The organism is Geodermatophilus sp. CPCC 205506 (genome assembly GCF_051383635.1).
Lineage (GTDB): Bacteria > Actinomycetota > Actinomycetes > Mycobacteriales > Geodermatophilaceae > Geodermatophilus.
Map to the genome: position 1 here is coordinate 35905 of NZ_JALPKP010000027.1, position 16931 is coordinate 52835.

Annotated in this window: 13 protein-coding genes, 3 tRNA genes and 1 pseudogene; 4 read left to right on the forward strand and 13 right to left on the reverse strand. The window is 71.7% G+C overall.

What is annotated here, in order from left to right:
* The first annotated feature begins 120 nt into the window (after positions 1-120).
* Positions 121-723 (forward strand): carboxymuconolactone decarboxylase family protein, encoded by a 603-nt coding sequence (locus MY520_RS16250; protein ID WP_436693510.1) that lies wholly within the window; start codon positions 121-123, stop codon positions 721-723.
* A gap of 32 nt (positions 724-755) precedes the next feature.
* Here the strand turns inward: MY520_RS16250 and MY520_RS16255 are convergent, their stop codons facing one another.
* The 6 genes from MY520_RS16255 to MY520_RS16280 form a co-directional block, all read right to left on the reverse strand.
* A complete protein-coding gene (locus MY520_RS16255; protein ID WP_436693512.1) occupies positions 756-1340 on the reverse strand; it encodes a dihydrofolate reductase family protein in 585 nt (194 codons plus the stop codon).
* A gap of 201 nt (positions 1341-1541) precedes the next feature.
* A tRNA-Ala gene (locus MY520_RS16260) sits at positions 1542-1628 on the reverse strand.
* A 30-nt stretch (positions 1629-1658) separates the two neighbouring features.
* Positions 1659-2099 (reverse strand): DUF1636 family protein, encoded by a 441-nt coding sequence (locus MY520_RS16265; protein WP_436693513.1) that lies wholly within the window; start codon positions 2097-2099, stop codon positions 1659-1661.
* 66 nt (positions 2100-2165) lie between these two features.
* Complete coding sequence (locus tag MY520_RS16270) at positions 2166-3476, reverse strand: amidohydrolase family protein (protein ID WP_436693515.1); 1311 nt, start codon at positions 3474-3476, stop codon at positions 2166-2168.
* Between the two features lie 118 nt (positions 3477-3594).
* Positions 3595-4356, reverse strand: a complete 762-nt coding sequence (locus MY520_RS16275) for an alpha/beta fold hydrolase (protein WP_436693517.1) — start codon at positions 4354-4356, stop codon at positions 3595-3597.
* 27 nt (positions 4357-4383) lie between these two features.
* Positions 4384-5268 (reverse strand): fumarylacetoacetate hydrolase family protein, encoded by an 885-nt coding sequence (locus tag MY520_RS16280; RefSeq protein ID WP_436693519.1) that lies wholly within the window; start codon positions 5266-5268, stop codon positions 4384-4386.
* A 144-nt stretch (positions 5269-5412) separates the two neighbouring features.
* On the opposite strand from MY520_RS16280, the gene MY520_RS16285 reads away from it, so the two are divergent.
* Both MY520_RS16285 and MY520_RS16290 read left to right on the forward strand, forming a co-directional pair.
* Positions 5413-6072, forward strand: a complete 660-nt coding sequence (locus MY520_RS16285) for a FadR/GntR family transcriptional regulator (protein ID WP_436693521.1) — start codon at positions 5413-5415, stop codon at positions 6070-6072.
* 675 nt (positions 6073-6747) lie between these two features.
* Positions 6748-7224 (forward strand): annotated as a pseudogene (locus MY520_RS16290) (tyrosine-type recombinase/integrase); the annotation flags it as partial.
* Between the two features lie 217 nt (positions 7225-7441).
* Here MY520_RS16290 and MY520_RS16295 read toward each other — a convergent pair.
* The 7 genes from MY520_RS16295 to MY520_RS16325 all read right to left on the reverse strand — a co-directional run bounded on the left by MY520_RS16295 (position 7442) and on the right by MY520_RS16325 (position 15228).
* A tRNA-Ala gene (locus tag MY520_RS16295) sits at positions 7442-7514 on the reverse strand.
* Between the two features lie 25 nt (positions 7515-7539).
* Positions 7540-7677, reverse strand: coding sequence for a DLW-39 family protein (locus MY520_RS16300; protein ID WP_436693523.1), 138 nt, complete (start codon positions 7675-7677; stop codon positions 7540-7542).
* A 105-nt stretch (positions 7678-7782) separates the two neighbouring features.
* A tRNA-Ile gene (locus tag MY520_RS16305) sits at positions 7783-7856 on the reverse strand.
* Between the two features lie 142 nt (positions 7857-7998).
* Positions 7999-8784 carry a DUF3566 domain-containing protein gene (locus MY520_RS16310; RefSeq protein ID WP_436693525.1) on the reverse strand — a complete coding sequence of 262 codons (786 nt, stop codon included), beginning with the start codon at positions 8782-8784 and terminating at the stop codon, positions 7999-8001.
* Positions 8785-8955: 171 nt separating this feature from the next.
* Positions 8956-11424 (reverse strand): DNA gyrase subunit A, encoded by a 2469-nt coding sequence (gyrA, locus tag MY520_RS16315; protein WP_436693526.1) that lies wholly within the window; start codon positions 11422-11424, stop codon positions 8956-8958.
* A 110-nt stretch (positions 11425-11534) separates the two neighbouring features.
* Positions 11535-13568, reverse strand: a complete 2034-nt coding sequence (gene gyrB / locus MY520_RS16320) for a DNA topoisomerase (ATP-hydrolyzing) subunit B (RefSeq protein WP_436693528.1) — start codon at positions 13566-13568, stop codon at positions 11535-11537.
* 244 nt (positions 13569-13812) lie between these two features.
* The gene (locus MY520_RS16325) at positions 13813-15228 is read right to left on the reverse strand and encodes an APC family permease (RefSeq protein WP_436693530.1); all 1416 of its coding nucleotides are present in this window, start codon (positions 15226-15228) and stop codon (positions 13813-13815) included.
* 126 nt (positions 15229-15354) lie between these two features.
* On the opposite strand from MY520_RS16325, the gene MY520_RS16330 reads away from it, so the two are divergent.
* Positions 15355-16878, forward strand: a complete 1524-nt coding sequence (locus MY520_RS16330) for an SDR family oxidoreductase (RefSeq protein ID WP_436693532.1) — start codon at positions 15355-15357, stop codon at positions 16876-16878.
* Positions 16879-16931: the final 53 nt, after the last annotated feature.

Consider the following 16931-nt stretch of genomic DNA (forward strand, 5'->3'; position numbering starts at 1 on the left):
GGTGCACGGCGGTCCAGGGACCGAGGTCCCTGCCCGTGGACCGCGGACGGCGGCGCCACTAGCGTTCCGCCGTCGCCGCACGACAGGGACGCCGTGACGCCGGACCACGAGCCCGCCTTCGTGGGCCCTCCCCCCACCTCGCCGGAGACGGAGCGGCTCTACGCCGACGACCTCGCGGGCGACGGCTTCGTCATGAACTCGACGCGGATCTGGGCCCACCAGCCGGGGCTGCGCGACCACGTCGACGACCTGCTGCGGGCGTCGGCCGCCGCGGCGGGCCTGTCGGTGCGTGACCGCGGCGTGCTGGTCGTCGCCTGCGCCGCCGCCCGCGGCGACTCCTACTGCGCCCTCGCCTGGGGCCGCCGGCTGTCCGAGCAGGCGGGGGACGCCGTCGCCGCGGGCGTCGTCCGCGGGAACGACTCCGGCCTCGACGCCCCGGAGCGGGCACTGGCGCGCTGGGCGCGGCGGGTCGCGCTGGACCCGAGCGGCACGACGGCGGCGGACGTCGCCGAGCTGCGGAGCGCCGGCTACGACGACGCCCGGATCGTGGCGATCACCGCCTATGTCGGGCTGCGGCTGGCCTTCTCCGCGGTGAACGGGGCGCTGGGCGCCGGTCCGGACGCCGAGCTGGCCGCCGCCGCGCCGCCGGTCGTCCTGGACGCCGTGCGCTTCGGCCGGCCGGTGGGCCACGGCGGACCGGATCGGAGCGCGCCGGACCACTGACCGGCCCGCGCACCCGCGGGCGCCCGGGACGACTAGGTGTGGTCGCCGGCGCCGGGCGGTCCGTCGAGCACCGTGGGCACGTACTCGAGCAACTGGAGCCGACCGTCGAACGTGCGGTTGTCGACCAGCTGGAGGGCGATGTCGGGATACCCGTCGAAGATGCGGTCCCTCCCGGTGGCGCCGGTGATGACCGGGAAGACGACCACGCGGAAGCGGTCCACCACGCCCGCTCCGAGCAGCGACCGGCAGAGGCTGAGACTGCCGAGGGTGCGCAGCGGCCGGGAGTCGCGCCGCTTCATGTCCTGCACGACCTCGACGGCGTCCCCGTCGATCAGCTCGGTGCTGCCCCACGACAGCGGTGTCTCCAGGGTCGAGGAGAACACCACCTTGGGCGTCGCGGTCAGTGCGGCCATCCCGGGGTCGTCGGGCATCTCGGCGGCGAACCCGGACATCAGCCGGTACGTCGTCGCACCCATGAGGGCGACGTACTCGTGGTCGGCCTCCTCCTCGAGGAAGGCGAGGTACTCGGGCCCCTCCATGCCCCAGAAGCCGGGCCAGCCCTCCGCTGCCCCGTATCCGTCGAGGGAGATGATGAAGTCCACCATCAGGCTGGACATGGGGGTTCCTTCCGTCGGCGCGCGCATCGCGCTCTGCTCGCCCGTCGAGCCGCGTGGGTCGATGGGCTCGACAGGGATGACCGGCCGCGAGGCGGAGACTCATCGTCCCGACGGCGACCGGGACGTGGTGGCCAGACGGATGGAGGCGCTGAGGGCGGCCTCCCGCGGACGAGTCCGCGGGTCGGACCGTGGAAGACGACGTGGAGACGAGGGGAATCGAACCCCTGACCCCCGCCTTGCGAAAGCGATCTCGGGGTGGTTGGCGCGGTGGGCTGTGACTGAGAGTCCTGACCAGGGCATTCGCGGGGAGCAGCCGGCTCACCGCCGATGCGGCTCGATGACCCACCGCCCCGCCGTCCGTCGGAGGGGAACGTGTCGCGGCGCGCCGGGGTCGCCGCTGTACGGCTGTGGGGTCCGCTTGAGGGTGACCGAGCTGATCCGGTCGGCGAGCTCGGCGGGGATCTCCCAGTCGTCGGGTGCGCCGGTGGGGCAGGCGTCGTGGGCGGCCGCGGCGGCGAAGACCGCTTTCGCGTCGGACTCGTCGAGGCCGGTGAAGCGGACGCGGGCCTTCTGCGGTCCGTCGACGGCGACCACGCCCTCGTCGGGGCAGCCGCCCAGGCACTGGACGTTGCGGATGGCGACGGTGGTGCCGGGCTCGTTGTCGGCGACCTGGGCGATGGCGGCGGTCAGCCGGCGGCCGAAGTCACCGGTGGCGCGGGGGTCGTAGCGGGGGCAGGTGCGGCAGATCAGCAGGGTCATCGGTGGGCTCCCCGGTCAGGGGTGCCGGCGACCAGGGTGGGCTGGTCGCCGGCACCGTGATCGTCGTCAGGGCCGGTGTGCCACCACGGGCGCGGCCATGTCGTGCACGAGGTCGGCCGCCCGAGGGGCGGGCACGGTGTGGTCGTCCTCGGCGTGCTGCTTGTGGAACCGGCCGTCCTTCATGACGTAGTTGATCTTCGAGTGGTCCTGCAGGATGGTGATGTCGGCGAGCGGGTCGCCGTCGATGAGGATCAGGTCGGCGAGGTAGCCGGGCTGGACCTTGCCGAGCTCGTCGGGGCGCAGCATGATCTCCCCGCCCCAGGCGGTGGCGGAGATGATCGCCTCCATCGGGGTGAAGCCGAGCAGCTCGACGAAGTGCTGCAGGTCGCGGGCGTAGGTGCCGTGGGGGGTCCAGGCGAAGCCGTAGTCGCCGCCGGGCAGGACCTTGATACCGCGCCGGTGCATCTCGCGAAGGCCCTTGACGGCCATGTCCAGTTCCCGCTTGTAGCCGACGGCCTCGGCGGCCTCCTGCGGGAAGCCGAAGGACTCGGCCTCGTAGAGGGTGGCGATCAGCCAGTTGAGGCCGGGGGCGACGAAGACCCAGTCCTTGTTGGCCTCGAGCATGTCCATGCCCTCGGCGTCGGTGAAGGAGGCGTGGTAGATGATGTCGACCTTGTTGCGGACGCACATCTTCACGCTCTCGGCGCTGCGGGCGTGGGCGCAGACGCGCTTGCCGCGGCGGTGGGCCTCGGTGACGGCGGCGGCGGTCTCCTCGTCGGAGAAGTAGGTGTCCTCGGCGCGCTGGGTGCCGGTGATCTCCTCGCCGGTCATGGACAGCTTGATCTGGTCGACGCCGAGTTCGATGAGCTCGCGGACGGCCTTGCGCATGCCCTCGGGGCCGTCGGCGAACTTGGTGATGCTCTTGATCAGCGCGCCGCCGGTGACCGCGATCTCCGGGCCGTTGGCGAGGTAGCGGGGGCCGGGGAAGCGGCCGGCGTTGATGGCGTCGCGGCAGACGACGTCGAGGCGGTCCTTCGCCGACGCCGCGCCCAGGCACATGGTGTAGCCGGAGTCGATGTAGGTGCGGGCGGACTCCAGGGCGAACAGCAGGTGCTCCTCGACCGGCATGGTGCCCAGGCCGTCGAGGTCGGCGCTGTTGTTCCAGGTGAAGTGGGTGTGGGCGTCGCACAGCCCGGACATCAGGGTGCGGCCGCGGCCCTCGACCACCCGGGCGTCACCGATCTGCGCCGGGTCGACGGTACCGACGGCGGCGATGCGGTCGTTCTCGACCAGGACGTCGCCGGGATAGGGGTCGGCGCCGGTGGAGTCGAGGATGCTGACGTTGCGGAACAGCGTCTTGTCGGTGGGGACGGGCACGGTGAATCTCCTTCGCGGTGAGGGGCACGCCGGACGGGTCGCCGGCGCCCCGGGTGCGCCCGACCGGGCGCGATTGACGGTTCTGCGGAAGCGGGGGTGCGGTGCAGCTCGGAGTTGCTCAGAGGAACTCGAGCAGCTGGTCGGTGACCGGGCCGGCGGCCTCGAGAGCGGTCCAGTGGCCGACGCCGGGCACGATCTCGACGGTGGCGTTGCCGTGGGCGGCGGCGAGTTCCTGGCTGGCCTCGGGCGGGCCGACCTTGTCGTCGCTGCCGGTCACGAGCAGCAGCGGCAGGTTGGGGTCGATGGGCCCGGGGTCGGTGGCGGCGGCGAGTGCCTCGCAGTTGCGGGCGTAGCCCTCCGGGTCCTGGCGGGTGATCAGCTCCCGGACGAAGGCGGCCACCTCGGGCTTGTCTCGCCGGGTGGTCTCCGACAGGGCGTTGGCGACGACGGCCGGGGCGACGGCGGCGGTGCCCTTCTCGCGGAGCAGGGCGGCCCGGTCGCGTTGGGCCTGCCGGCCCGGCTCGGCCGGCTCCCGGACGGCACCCAACAGCGCCAGGGCGGACACCTTGTCCGGGTAGCGGGCCGCCAGGTCCCGCACGACCAGGGTGCCCATCGAGTGCCCGACGACGACGGCGCTGGCCACCCCGAGCTCGTCGAGCAGCGCGGCCAGGTCGTCGGCGTGCGCGGCGATGCTGATCCCGTCGGCGACGGGTGACCGGCCGGCGCCGGCCGAGTCGACCCGGATCACCTGGAACCGGTCGGCCAGGGCGTCGGCCTGCACCTGGTAGAAGTTCGTCGTGCCGCCCAGGCCGTGCACCAGCAGCACCGCCGGGCCCCGGCCGTCGATCTCGACCGCGAGTTCCTTGCCGTTGATCTTCACGTCGTCTCTCCTGTCGTTCCGGCCGGCTCAGGCGATCCGGTTGCGCTGCGCGCCGAGCCCGGTGATGGAGATCTCGATGACGTCGCCGCTGGTCATGAACTTGGGCGGGTCGAAGCCGATGCCGACCCCGGCCGGGGTGCCGGTGGCGATGATGTCGCCGGGCAGCAGCGTGATGCCGGCGGAGATGGTGGCGATCAGCTCCGGGATGTCGAAGATGAGGTCCTTGACCGACCCGTTCTGGCGGGGTTCACCGTTCACCGAGCTCTCCACCACCAGCGCGGTCACGTCGGGGACCTCGTCGGCGGAGACGGCAAAGGGGCCCATCGGGCAGTGCGTGTCCAGCGACTTGCCGATCAGCCATTGCTTGTGGGTGCGCTGCAGGTCCCGGGCGGTGAAGTCGTCGATGATCGTGTAGCCCCACACGTGGTCGAAGGCCTGCTCGCGGGTGATCCCGCGGCCGCCGCGGCCGATGATGACGCCCAGCTCGGCCTCGTAGTCCAGCTCGTTGGTGACGCCGTGGTGCGGGTCGATGTCGTCGAAGGGGCCGGTGACCGACGTGGTGGCCTTCGAGAAGACCACGGGCGCCTCGGGCATGGCCTGCGAGCGGTCCGGGCTGTCGTAGCCGCTGCGGCCGAACTCCAGGACGTGGTCCCGGTAGTTCTTGCCGACGCAGAAGATGTTGCGCCGCGGCGCCGGGATCGGTGCCAGCAGGCGCACCGCATCCAGCGGGCGCTCTGGCAGCCCTGCGGCCTGCTGCTCCAGGCGCGGGCCGAGCTCGGCCCACTCCTCGATCAGCTGCAGGACGTCGGTGCCGTCGGGGAGGGCGGTGGTGACGTCGTGGACCACGCCGCGCTCGACGTCTACGACGCCCACGCGCTGATCCGTACCGGTGGAGAACGTCACGATCTTCATGTCTGAACCAATCTAAACCATTGTGACCAATGCTCGGCTGGCTGGGACGCTACGGGGTGACGCGCGCCATGTCGAGAGAAGATCTCCGCCTGTTCCCGTTCGGACTATTGGTCTCGATTGGTACAAGTGCGGTAAAGTGCGAGCGTGTTGAACGTCGAGCAGTCACTCCGCGCCCTCCTTGACGAGGGGGCGGCGGAAGGTTCCCTCGTCCCCGGCGCGAAGTTGCCCACTGAGCGCGAACTCGTGGAGCGGCTGTCCGCGCCGCGTAGCGCGATCCGTCGCGCGCTGGACGTGCTGGAGGAGGAGGGGCTGGTCTTCCGCCACGTCGGGCGGGGCACGTTCCTCAGCGAGCTGGCGCAGCGACGGGCCGATGCGCCGGCCGACACCAGCCCGGCCGAGATCATGCAGGTGCGGCTGGTGATCGAGCCGCCGGTGGCCGCGCTGGCCGCCCGCGTCGCCACCCAGGCCGACCTGAACCGGATCACCGTCTGCCTCGAGGGTGGCGGCGCCAGCGCCGAGTTCGAGGCGTTCGAGTCCTGGGACGCCAAGCTGCACCGGGCGATCGCCGAGGCGGCCCACAACGGGTTGCTGATGAACATGTTCGACGTCATGAACACCGCCCGGCAGCTACCGGTCTGGGGCAGCCTCAAGCGCCGAACGTCCACCCCCGAACGCCGCCGCTGCTACCACGTCGAGCACACCGCGATCGTGGAAGCGCTGTGCGACCGCGACCCCGACGGGGCCGAGAAGACCATGCGCACTCATCTGGAGAACGTCGGCGACAACCTCCTCGGCCGTCGCTGAGACAGCTCGAGCGGCGGCTCCTCGTGTACGCGGCCGCGGCCAATCGGGGATCCAGGCTGCGGACGGTTCCGCCGGTGAGCTGCCGAAGGACCGGCGTCGCAGCAATCCACGGAGTGCGGTCCGTCCGCTGAACGAGCGAGCGACCGACGGCAAGCTGGCCCTCGCGGTGCTCGCGTCGGCCATGGAGCGCGGCTCGCACAGGCCCCCGGGGATCGACGAGATGGAGGTGGTCGGTGATGGCGTCGATCGCGCGGAGGCCCGACGGCACGCACCGGCCCCGGTACCCGCGACGAGCACGGCAAAGGAGCACGCCCGTCACTTCAAGCGGAAAGGCCGACGCCCAGCGGGGGCTCGACGAGGTCACCGCGGCGGTGCAGACCGGCACCTTCGTCGACCGGCACGCTCGAAGGTCACCGAGGAGATCAATCTCAAGCCCACGACCCGGGCCGCTACGCCGACGTGCTGCGGACCCACGTGTTGCCCCGCTGGGCCGGCGTGCCGTTGATCCAGGTGATCCACGGCGAGGTCCAGCCCTGGCTGACGGAGCTGTCCTCGCGGGGACTGTCCGGGGGTGTCGGTCCTGAGGCCCAGGGCGTTCTCGCCGGCGTCCTCGGGCTCGCGGTCCGCGACCGGCGCCTGGCGGTCAACCCCGCCCTCGGCGTGGCCCTGCCGGCGATGGGAGAGAAGCGCCGTCGGTATCTGAGCGCCGAGCAGCTGGAGGCGCTGGCCGAGGCCGCCGGGCCCGGCCGGGTCGCCGTGCTGGTGCTGGGCTACTGCGGGCTGCGCTGGTCGGAGCTGGCGGCGCTGCGGGTGCGGCACTTCGACCTGCTGCGCCGGCGGTCCTGGTCGAGGAGGCCGTCACCGAGGTCGATGGCGCCCGCCTGGTCTGGGCACCTCCAGGACCCACGGCCGACGCTCGGTGCCGCTGCCACGCTTCCTGGTCGACGAACTGGCCGGACGGTGGTGAACCGCCCCGCGGACGAGCTGGCCTTCCCGTCGCCGCAGGGCGCGGTGCTGCGCAACCGCAACGCCCGGGCCGCCTGGTTCGACGCCGCCGCGCGGGCCATCGGGGAGCCCGGGCTCACGCCGCACGAGCTGCGGCACACCGCGGCCTCGCTGGCGATCAAGGCGGGAGCCAACGTCAAGGCGGTGCAGCGGATGCTCGGGCATGCGTCGGCGGCCATGACCCTGGACCGCTACGCCGACCTGTTCGATGACGACCTGGACGAGGTGGCCGACCGACTGGACGCCCTGCGGGCGGCCACGCGCGGACGAGGTGCGGACTTTTTGCGGACTGCGCCGGATCAGCGGCGCGCCGGTGAGTCGCCCGGAACCGATGAATCGCAGGTCAGTAGGCCTGTCGAGGGAGTGGAGACGAGGGGAATCGAACCCCTAACCCCCGCCTTGCAAAGGCGGTGCTCTGCCAATTGAGCTACGTCCCCGGGGCGGGGCGGACGCCCCGCCGGGTCAGCGGGCGCCGGGAGTGCTGACCGACCCGCTCGTGGCCTCGTGCCACAGGTCGGCCTCGGCCTTGCCGGCCGAGCGCTTGCGGACCAGGGCCAGTGCCCCGGCCGCGGCGGCCGCGAGGGCGAGTCTCTTCAGCACGCGGGTTACCTCCTCGAGGGGAGTTCCCCCCTCGCTGCGAGGGGCCCCGACCGCTCCTCCCGTACGGGAGGGGGCCGGGTGACGCCGGTGGCGCCGGGACACGGGTGGGCCTGGGAGGACTTGAACCTCCGGCCTCATCCTTATCAGGGATGCGCTCTAACCGCCTGAGCTACAGGCCCGTGGACCTCGGACAGCTTACCTGGCCCTTCCCCCGGTCTCGCCGGGGGGTGGTCCGTCCCCCGGCCGCCGGCTCGCGAGGGCCGTCGCCCCGTCCCGGGCACCGCCGCGAGCCTGCGAGCGGCGGGGAGGACGGGGTCTTTCTCAGTCGCGCTCGGAGAGGGTGACCTCCAGGCCGCCGACGAGGTCGGAGCACATGTTGTAGATGAACGCCGCGACGGTGCACAGCGCGGTCATCAGCACGATGTTGATCGCCCCGATGACCGCGGCCCCGCCGAAGACGATGCCCGGGGTGATGACCTCGCCGCTGCCCTCGGCGCCGGACGCGGTGCCGAGCTGGCCGAACAGGTCGTTGAGCGTCTCGAAGACGCCGAGGCCGGACAGGACGCCGTAGAGGATGCCGATGGCGACCATCCAGATGAAGAACATCGCGATCGACAGGACCAGCGAGATCTTCAGCGCCGACCAGGTGTCGATGTGCCGCAGCTGCAGGCGGGCACGACGCGGACCGCGCGCCGCCTTCTGCTGCTTCGGGGAGGCCGCCTTGCCGGTCCCCGTGGCGGCAGCCGAGCTGCCCGCCGCGACCGCACCCTGGACCGGCGCCAGCTGGCCCTCCTGGGCCGACTCCGCGGGTGCCGCGAGCGCGGTCTCGGTCCCGCGGGCGACCGGGGCGTCGCTGCCCCGCGCCGGCGGGGCCTTCGTGGTCGAGACACCCGCCGTGGTCGAGACCGGGCCGCCCGCGACCGGGACCGTGCCGTCGACCGCGGCCTCCTGAGCGCGCTGGGTCCCCGTGCCGGGGATCGACTGCGTGGCCGTCACCGGCGCCTGGCCGTCCGCGACGACGTCCTGGCCGGTGGCCGGCCCCTGCGCCGTGCTGGTGTCCCCAGGCCGGGCCCCGGTGCGCACCGAACCCTGCGTCCGGTCGCTCATGCGAGTCTCCCGTTCCCCGGCGGCCTGCGCCGCTCTCTCGTACCCGGGTGGTCCGGCTCGCGGCCGGGGGCGCCCGGGCGCCGGTCAGATCCGTGGTTGCGTGACCGGAGGAGGCGGAGCGACCGGACCCGGGGCCACGGGCGCTGCGCCTCCTCCGTCATCGCATCCAGACTAGGCTGCGGGCTCGTCGTTGTCCGTCGTCCGCGCGATCGCCACGATCGACACGTCTTCGGGCAAGTTCATGAGCTTGACACCCATGGTGGCGCGGTCCTTGTTGTGCCGCACGCCGTTGACCGGGGTGCGGATGACGCCGCCGCCGGACGTGATGGCGTACAGCTCGTCGCCCAGCCGCACGGCGAGCGCCCCGACCAGCGAGCCCTTGCGGGCCTTCGGGTCTGCGGTGAGCACGCCCTTGCCGCCGCGGCCCTGCGCCGGGTAGTTCTCGATGCCGGTCCGCTTGGCGAAGCCGCGCTCGGTGGCGACGAGGACGTCGACGCCGTCCTCGACCACCATCATCGACAGCAGGTTGTCGTCGGGCGCGAGCGAGATGCCGCGGACGCCCTCGGTGGCCCGGCCCATCGGCCGCAGCTGGTCGTCGTCCGCGCGGAAGCGGATCGACATGGCCTTGCGGCTGACCAGCAGCAGGTCCTGATCCGAGTCGATGAGCGCGGCGCCGACCAGCTCGTCGTTCTCGCGGAGGTTGATCGCGATGACGCCGCCGCTGCGCGGGGAGTCGAAGTCGGTCAGCCGGGTCTTCTTCACCTGACCGCGGGCGGTGGCGAGCACCAGGTACGGCGCGACGCCGTAGTCCTTGATCTGCATCACCTGGGCGATCCGCTCGTCGGGCTGGAACGCCAGGATGTTGGCCACGTGCGCGCCGCGGGCGGTGCGGTTGGCCTCGGGCAGCTCGTAGGCCTTCGCCCGGTAGACCCGGCCCTTGTTGGTGAAGAAGAGGATCCAGTCGTGGGTGGAGCCCACGAAGAAGTGGTCGACGATGTCGTCCTGCTTCAGGGCCGCCCCCATCACGCCCTTGCCGCCGCGGCGCTGCGACCGGTAGAGGTCGCTCTTCGTCCGCTTGGCGTACCCGGTGCGGGTGATGGTGACGACGACCTCCTCCTCGGCGATGAGGTCCTCCATGGAGACGTCGCCGTCGTTCGCCACGAACTTCGTGCGCCGGTCGTCGCCGTACTTCTCCACGATCTCGGCGAGCTCGTCGTGGATGATCTGCCGCTGCCGCTCGGGGGAGTCGAGGATCGCCTGCAGGTCGGCGATGCGGGCCTCGAGCTCGGCCAGCTCGTCGAGGATCCGCTGCCGCTCCAGGGCGGCCAGCCGGCGCAGCTGCATGTCGAGGATCGCGGTGGCCTGGATCTCGTCGATGTCGAGGAGGTCCATGAGGCCGCCACGGGCGGCGTCCGCCGACGGGCTGTTGCGGATCAGCGCGATGACCGCGTCGAGCTGGTCGAGCGCCTTGGCCAGACCGCGCAGGATGTGTGCGCGCTCCTCGGCCTTGCGCAGCCGGTAGCGGGTCCGCCGCTGGATGACCTCGATCTGGTGGGTGACGTAGAGCCGGATCAGCTCGTCGAGCCGCAGCGTGCGCGGCACGCCGTCGACGATCGAGAGCATGTTGCAGCCGAACGTCGTCTGCAGCTGGGTGTGCTTGTAGAGGTTGTTCAGCACGACCTTGGCGACGGCGTCGCGGCGCAGGGTGATGACCAGCCGGCGGCCGACGCGGTCGCTGGACTCGTCGGCGATCTCGCTGATGCCCTGCAGCCGGCCGTCCTTGACCGCCTCGGCGATCGCCTCGGCCAGGTTGTCGGGGTTGACCTGGTACGGCAGCTCGGTGCAGACCAGCTGCACCCGTCCGCGGGCGTCCTCCTCGACGGTGACGACGGCGCGCATGCGCACCGAGCCGCGCCCGGTGCGGTAGGCGTCCTCGATGCCCTCGCGGCCGACGATGAGGCCGGCGGTCGGGAAGTCCGGGCCGGGGATGCGCTGCATGCAGGCGGTGAGCGCCTCCTCCGGCTCGGCGTCCGGGTGGTCGAGCACCCAGAAGACGGCCTCGGCGACCTCGCGCAGGTTGTGCGGGGGCATGTTGGTGGCCATGCCGACGGCGATGCCGGCCGAGCCGTTGATCAGCAGGTTGGGGATGCGCCCCGGCAGGACCAGCGGCTCCTGGTTCTTGCCGTCGTAGTTGGGCTGGAAGTCGACGGTGTCCTCGTCGATGTTGGCCAGCATCTCCATGGCCAGCGGCGTGAGCCGGGCCTCGGTGTAGCGCATGGCCGCCGCCGGGTCGTTGCCCGGGGAGCCGAAGTTGCCCTGGCCGTCGACCAGCGGGTACCGCATGGCCCACGGCTGGGCCAGCCGGACGAGGGCGTCGTAGATCGAGGTGTCGCCGTGCGGGTGGTAGTTACCCATCACCTCACCGACGACGCGGGCGCACTTGACGTAGCCGCGGTCGGGGCGGAAGCCCTGGTCGTACATCGCGAACAGCACGCGGCGGTGCACCGGCTTGAGGCCGTCGCGGACCTCGGGCAGCGCGCGGCCGACGATGACCGACATCGCGTAGTCGATGTAGCTGCGCTGCATCTCCTGCTGGAGATCGACCGGCTCGACGCGGTCGCGGCTGGGGGTTTCGGTCACGGTTCAGATCTCCACGGTTCGGTGCAGAAGAGCGGCAGTCACGCTGTGTCCGGCCCCCTCGCAGGGTCCCGCTGCGAGCCTGCGAGCAGTGGGGGGCGAGGGGGCCTCGGTCACACGTCGAGGAAGCGGACGTCCTTGGCGTTGCGGGTGATGAAGCTGCGGCGGGCCTCGACGTCCTCGCCCATCAGGACGCTGAACAGCTCGTCGGCAGTGGCGGCGTCCTCGAGCGTCACCTGCAGGAGCACCCGGGTCTCCGGGTTCATCGTGGTCTCCCACAGCTCGGTGGCGTTCATCTCGCCGAGGCCCTTGAACCGCTGGATCGCGTCGTCCTTGATCTTGCGGCCCTGCTCGGCGCCGAGCCGGAGCGCGCCTTCCTTCTCCTTGTCGGTGTAGACGTACTCGTCACCCGTCTTGCCGCCCCACTTGATCTTGTACAGCGGGGGCTGTGCGAGGTAGACGTAGCCGGCCTCGACCAGCGGCCGCATGAAGCGGAACAGCAGGGTCAGCAGCAGCGTGCGGATGTGCTGGCCGTCGACGTCGGCGTCCGCCATCAGGATGATCTTGTGATAGCGCAGCTTCGACAGGTCGAACTCGTCGTGGATGCCGGTGCCGAACGCGGTGATCATCGACTGGACCTCGTTGTTCTTGAGGACCCGGTCGATACGCGCCTTCTCGACGTTGATGATCTTGCCGCGGATGGGCAGGATCGCCTGGAACATCGAGTCGCGGCCGGACTTGGCCGAGCCACCCGCCGAGTCGCCCTCGACGATGTAGACCTCGGAGTTGCGCGGGTCGGTCGAGCGGCAGTCGGCGAGCTTGCCCGGCAGCGAGTTGTTGCTCAGCAGGTTCTTGCGCGCGAGCTTGCGGGCGTCCTGCGCCGCGCGGCGGGCGCGGGCCGCGGACGAGGCCTTGGTGATGATCGTCTTGGCCTCGGTCGGGTTGGCCTCGAACCAGTGCGTGATCTGCTCGTTGCAGACCCGCTGGACGAAGCCCTTGACCTCGGTGTTGCCGAGCTTGGTCTTCGTCTGGCCCTCGAACTGCGGGTCGCCGAGCTTCACCGAGACGATCGCGGCGAGACCCTCGCGGATGTCCTCACCCGTGAGCTTCTCGTCCTTCTCCTTCAGCAGCTTCTTCTCGACGGCGTAGCGGTTGACGATCGACGTCAGCGCAGCGCGGAAGCCCTCCTCGTGAGTGCCGCCCTCGTGCGTGTTGATGACGTTGGCGAAGGTGTAGACCGACTCGGAGTACGCGTCGGACCACTGCATCGCGACGTCCACCGACATCCGCATGTCGTTCTTGCCCAGGCCCTCGGCGCCGAAGCCGATGACCGACTTGTGGATCGGGGACTTCTTGGCGTTGATGTGCCTGACGTAGTCCTCGAGGCCGCCGTCGTACCGGTAGGTGATCTCGGTGGCCTCGAACGCCTCCGCCTCGGTGCCGGCCTCGGGGGCCGCCTCGGCGATCGAGATCTCGTCGGCGAGCCCGGTGTCCACCTTGCTGTGCCCGGGGCGCTCGTCGCGCAGGACCATGGTCAGGCCCTTGTTGAGGAAGGCCATCTCCTGCAGCCGCCGGTTGATGGTGTCGAACGAGTAGTGCGTGGTCTCGAAGATGTCGCCGTCGGCCCAGAACGTGACCGCCGAGCCGCGCTTCTTCGTCGGGCCGACCTTCTCCAGCGGCCCGGCCTTGGCCAGGTCGTAGCGCTGGAACCACTCGGCGCCGTCGCGCCAGACGTTCACCTCGAGCCGCTTGGACAGTGCGTTGACCACGGTGACGCCGACGCCGTGCAGACCACCGGAGACGCCGTAGCTCTTGCCGTCGAACTTCCCGCCCGCGTGCAGGACGGTCATGATCACCTCGAGCGTGGGCCGCTTCTCCACCGGGTGCATGTCGACCGGGAAACCACGGCCGTTGTCCTCGACCCGGACGCCGCCGTCGGCCAGCAGGGTGACCCGGACGGTGTCGCAGTAGCCGGCGAGCGCCTCGTCGACGGCGTTGTCGACGACCTCCCACACCATGTGGTGCAGGCCGCGCTCACCGGTGGAGCCGATGTACATACCGGGGCGCTTGCGCACCGCCTCGAGACCCTCGAGGACGGTGATGGAGCTGCCGGAGTAGGCGTTCTCGGTCTGGGGTCGTGCGACCACGTGGGGCCCTTCTGTCGCGCAACCGGCGCACGGCACCCCCGCGGCGGAGCGGGGGGCACGACGGCGTAGAGAGGCACTGGGGCCGGTTGCTGGCGGTTCCTGCCGTCCAGGATACCGGGTCCTACGACAAGAACGTCGCCGTCCACGCCCTGAGCGCGTCCCTGCGCCTCTCGCGGCTCGTCCGCCACCCCCGGTGGCGGGCCCCGGGTCGACACGCCGTCCCGGGGCCGCCTGGGCCCCCGGTTCAGTTGACGGGGCCGCCCTTGGTGAACCGGTCGGGGTCCAGCGGGGGCACGGCGGGACCGGTCCGCCGGTTGACGAGGACGGTGACGCCCCAGAGGGCGACGCCGATCACGAGCAGGACGCCGGCGATGCGGTACTGCTCGGTCGGCCGGCCGGCCCACGGCGTGGCGAGGAAACCGCAGGCCAGCGCCCCGACGACGGGCAGCACGGTCGGGGTGCGGAAGTGGTCCTCGTCGACCTGGTCCTTGCGCAGCACCAGGACGGCGACGTTGACGACGGTGAACACGATGAGCAGCAGCAGCGCCGTCGTGCCGCCCAGGGCCGGCACCGCACCCACGAAGGTGATCAGGCCGAAGGCCAGCGCGGTGGTGAAGAGGATCGCCGTGGTGGGCGTGCGACGGGTGGCGTGCACCTTGCCCAGCAGCGGCGGCAGCACGTGCTGCCGGCTCATCCCGTAGACCAGCCGGCTGGCCATGAGCATGTTGATGAGCGCGGAGTTGGCGACGGCGAACATCGTGATGACGCCGAAGATCCCGACCGGGAACCCGGGTGCGCCGGCCTCCACCACCTGCAGCAGCGGGGTGTCGCCCTCGCTCAGCCGCTCGGCCGGCACCAGCGCGATCGCCGAGATCGACACCAGCACGTAGATCAGGCCGGTGAGGCACAGACCGGCGAGCAGCACCTTGGGGAAGATCTTCCGCGGGTGCTTGCACTCCTCGGCCATGTTCACCGAGTCCTCGAAGCCGACCATCGCGAAGAACGCCAGCCCGGTCGCCGCGATCACCCCGCCCACCACCGAGCGGTCCCCGGTGTCGATCTCGGTCACCCGGCCGAAGTCGCCCTCGCCCAGCCCCAGCGCCCAGACGCCGACCCCGATGACGATGAGCAGTCCCGAGAGCTCCACGCAGGTGAGCACCACGTTGGTCTTGACGCTCTCGCCGACCCCCCGGTGGTTGACCAGGGCCACCAGGGACATGAAGCCCAGGCCGATGAGCGTGATGCCGACGCCCTCCTCGATGCCCAGGCCGAAGACGTTGGCGAAGTTCGCGCTGAACGCCCGCGCCGCGGTGGACGCCGACGTGATGCCGGAGCTCATCACCGCGAAGGCGACCAGGAACGTGACGAAGTGGATGCCGAACGCCTTGTGGGTGTACAGCGCCGCGCCCGCGGCCTGGGGGTACTTGGTGACCAGCTCCAGGTAGCTGAACGCGGTGACCAGCGCGACGAGGAACGCGACCAGGAACGGCAGCCAGACGACGCCGCCGACCTGGGCCGCCACCTGGCCGGTGAGCGCGTAGATCCCGGTGCCCAGGATGTCGCCGACGATGAACAGCAGCAGCAGGCCGGGGCCCATCACCCGCTTGAGCGTGGGCTGACCGTCCTCGGTCCGGTCGGCGACCGGGCTGGTCTCGGCCATGGCTGCCTCCTGCAGGGCTCGTCCCGGTGTCCGACCGCCGTTGGCCAGGCTGCCCCGCCGATGGTGGACCGTGGCCGACCCGCCCGCGACCGGAGCGGGACGACCGGCGGAGCCGGACACTGGGGCATGACCGAACCCGCCGCCACCCCGAAGACCTGCCTCGTCACCGGCGCGACCGGCTACATCGGCGGGCGGCTGGTGCCCGAGCTGCTGGCCGCCGGTCACCGCGTGCGGGTGATGACCCGCTCGCCGGAACGGCTGCGCGACCACCCGTGGGCCGGGCAGGTCGAGGTGGCCCGCGCGGACGCCGGGGACGCCGAGGCGGTCGCGGCCGCGTGCGACGGGGTCGACGTCGTCTACTACCTGGTCCACGCGCTGGGCGCCGGCCCGGCGTTCGAGGAGACCGACCGGCGGACGGCGCAGGTGGTCGCGGGGGCCGCCCGCGAGGCCGGCGTCGGCCGGCTGGTCTACCTCGGCGGGTTGGAGCCGCAGGACGAGGAACTGTCCCCGCACCTGCGGTCGCGGGCGGAGGTGGCGCGGATCCTGCTCGAGTCGGGCGTCCCGACGGTGGTGCTGCGGGCGGCGGTGGTGCTGGGCTCGGGGTCGGCGTCCTTCGAGATGCTCCGGTACCTCACCGAGCGGCTCCCGGTGATGGTCACGCCGCGGTGGGTGCACAGCCGGATCCAGCCGATCGCGATCCGCGACGTGCTGCGCTACCTCGTCGGGTGCGCGCAGCTGCCGGCCGACGTCCACCGCTGCTTCGACATCGGCGGCCCCGACGTCATGAGCTACGCCGAGATGATGCAGCGGTTCGCGATCGTGACCGGCCTGCCGCGGCGGCGGATCCTGCCCGTGCCGCTGTTCACGCCGTCGCTGTCCAGCCACTGGGTCGGGCTGATCACGCCGGTGCCGGCCGGGATCGCCCGCCCGCTGGTCGAGTCGCTGCGCAACACCGTCGTCTGCACCGAGCACGACATCGCGCGGTACGTGCCCGATCCGCCAGAGGGGCTGCTCGGGTTCGAGGAGGCGGCGCGGCTGGCGGTGCAGCGGGTGAAGGACGCCGCGGTGGTCACCCGCTGGTCGTCGGCGTCGGTGCCCGGGGCGCCGTCGGACCCGCTGCCGACCGACCCCGACTGGGCCGGCGGCAGCCTCTACGTCGACGAGCGGACGCGGGCGACCACGGCGTCGCCGGCGGCCCTGTGGCAGGTGGTCGTGGGGATCGGCGGTGACACCGGCTGGTACTCGTTCCGGCTCGCGTGGGAGGTGCGCGGCCTGCTGGACCGGGCGGTCGGCGGAGTGGGCCTGCGCCGGGGTCGGCGGTCACCGCGGGACCTCTACGTCGGCGAGGCCCTCGACTTCTGGCGGGTCGAGGAGATCGAGGACGGCCGGCTGCTGCGGCTGCGCGCCGAGATGCGGGTGCCCGGCCTGGCCTGGCTGGAGTTCCACGTGGAACAGGACGGCGAGCAGCCGCTGCTGCGGCAGACCGCGACGTTCAAGCCGCAGGGACTGTTCGGTCACCTGTACTGGTGGGCGCTCGTCCCGTTCCACGGGTTCGTGTTCGGCGGGATGCTGCGCAACATCTGCCGCGAGGCCGAGGCGAGGACGGCGCAGGCCGGCGAGAAGCGCTCCCGGGAGGACGACGCCGCCTGACAGCGCGGCCTCGGTGTGCGCCGGTGGGCAGTTCCCGGCCCGGGAACTGCGCG

Excerpts from the sequence above, each read along its gene's own strand:
- MY520_RS16255 (WP_436693512.1), bottom strand. The coding sequence starts at position 1,340 with ATGTCCAGCCTGATGGTGGACTTCATCATCTCCCTCGACGGATACGGG.
- MY520_RS16265 (WP_436693513.1), bottom strand. The coding sequence starts at position 2,099 with ATGACCCTGCTGATCTGCCGCACCTGCCCCCGCTACGACCCCCGCGCC.
- MY520_RS16280 (WP_436693519.1), bottom strand. The coding sequence starts at position 5,268 with ATGAAGATCGTGACGTTCTCCACCGGTACGGATCAGCGCGTGGGCGTC.
- MY520_RS16310 (WP_436693525.1), bottom strand. The coding sequence starts at position 8,784 with ATGAGCGACCGGACGCAGGGTTCGGTGCGCACCGGGGCCCGGCCTGGG.
- MY520_RS16325 (WP_436693530.1), bottom strand. The coding sequence starts at position 15,228 with ATGGCCGAGACCAGCCCGGTCGCCGACCGGACCGAGGACGGTCAGCCC.
- MY520_RS16330 (WP_436693532.1), top strand. The coding sequence starts at position 15,355 with ATGACCGAACCCGCCGCCACCCCGAAGACCTGCCTCGTCACCGGCGCG.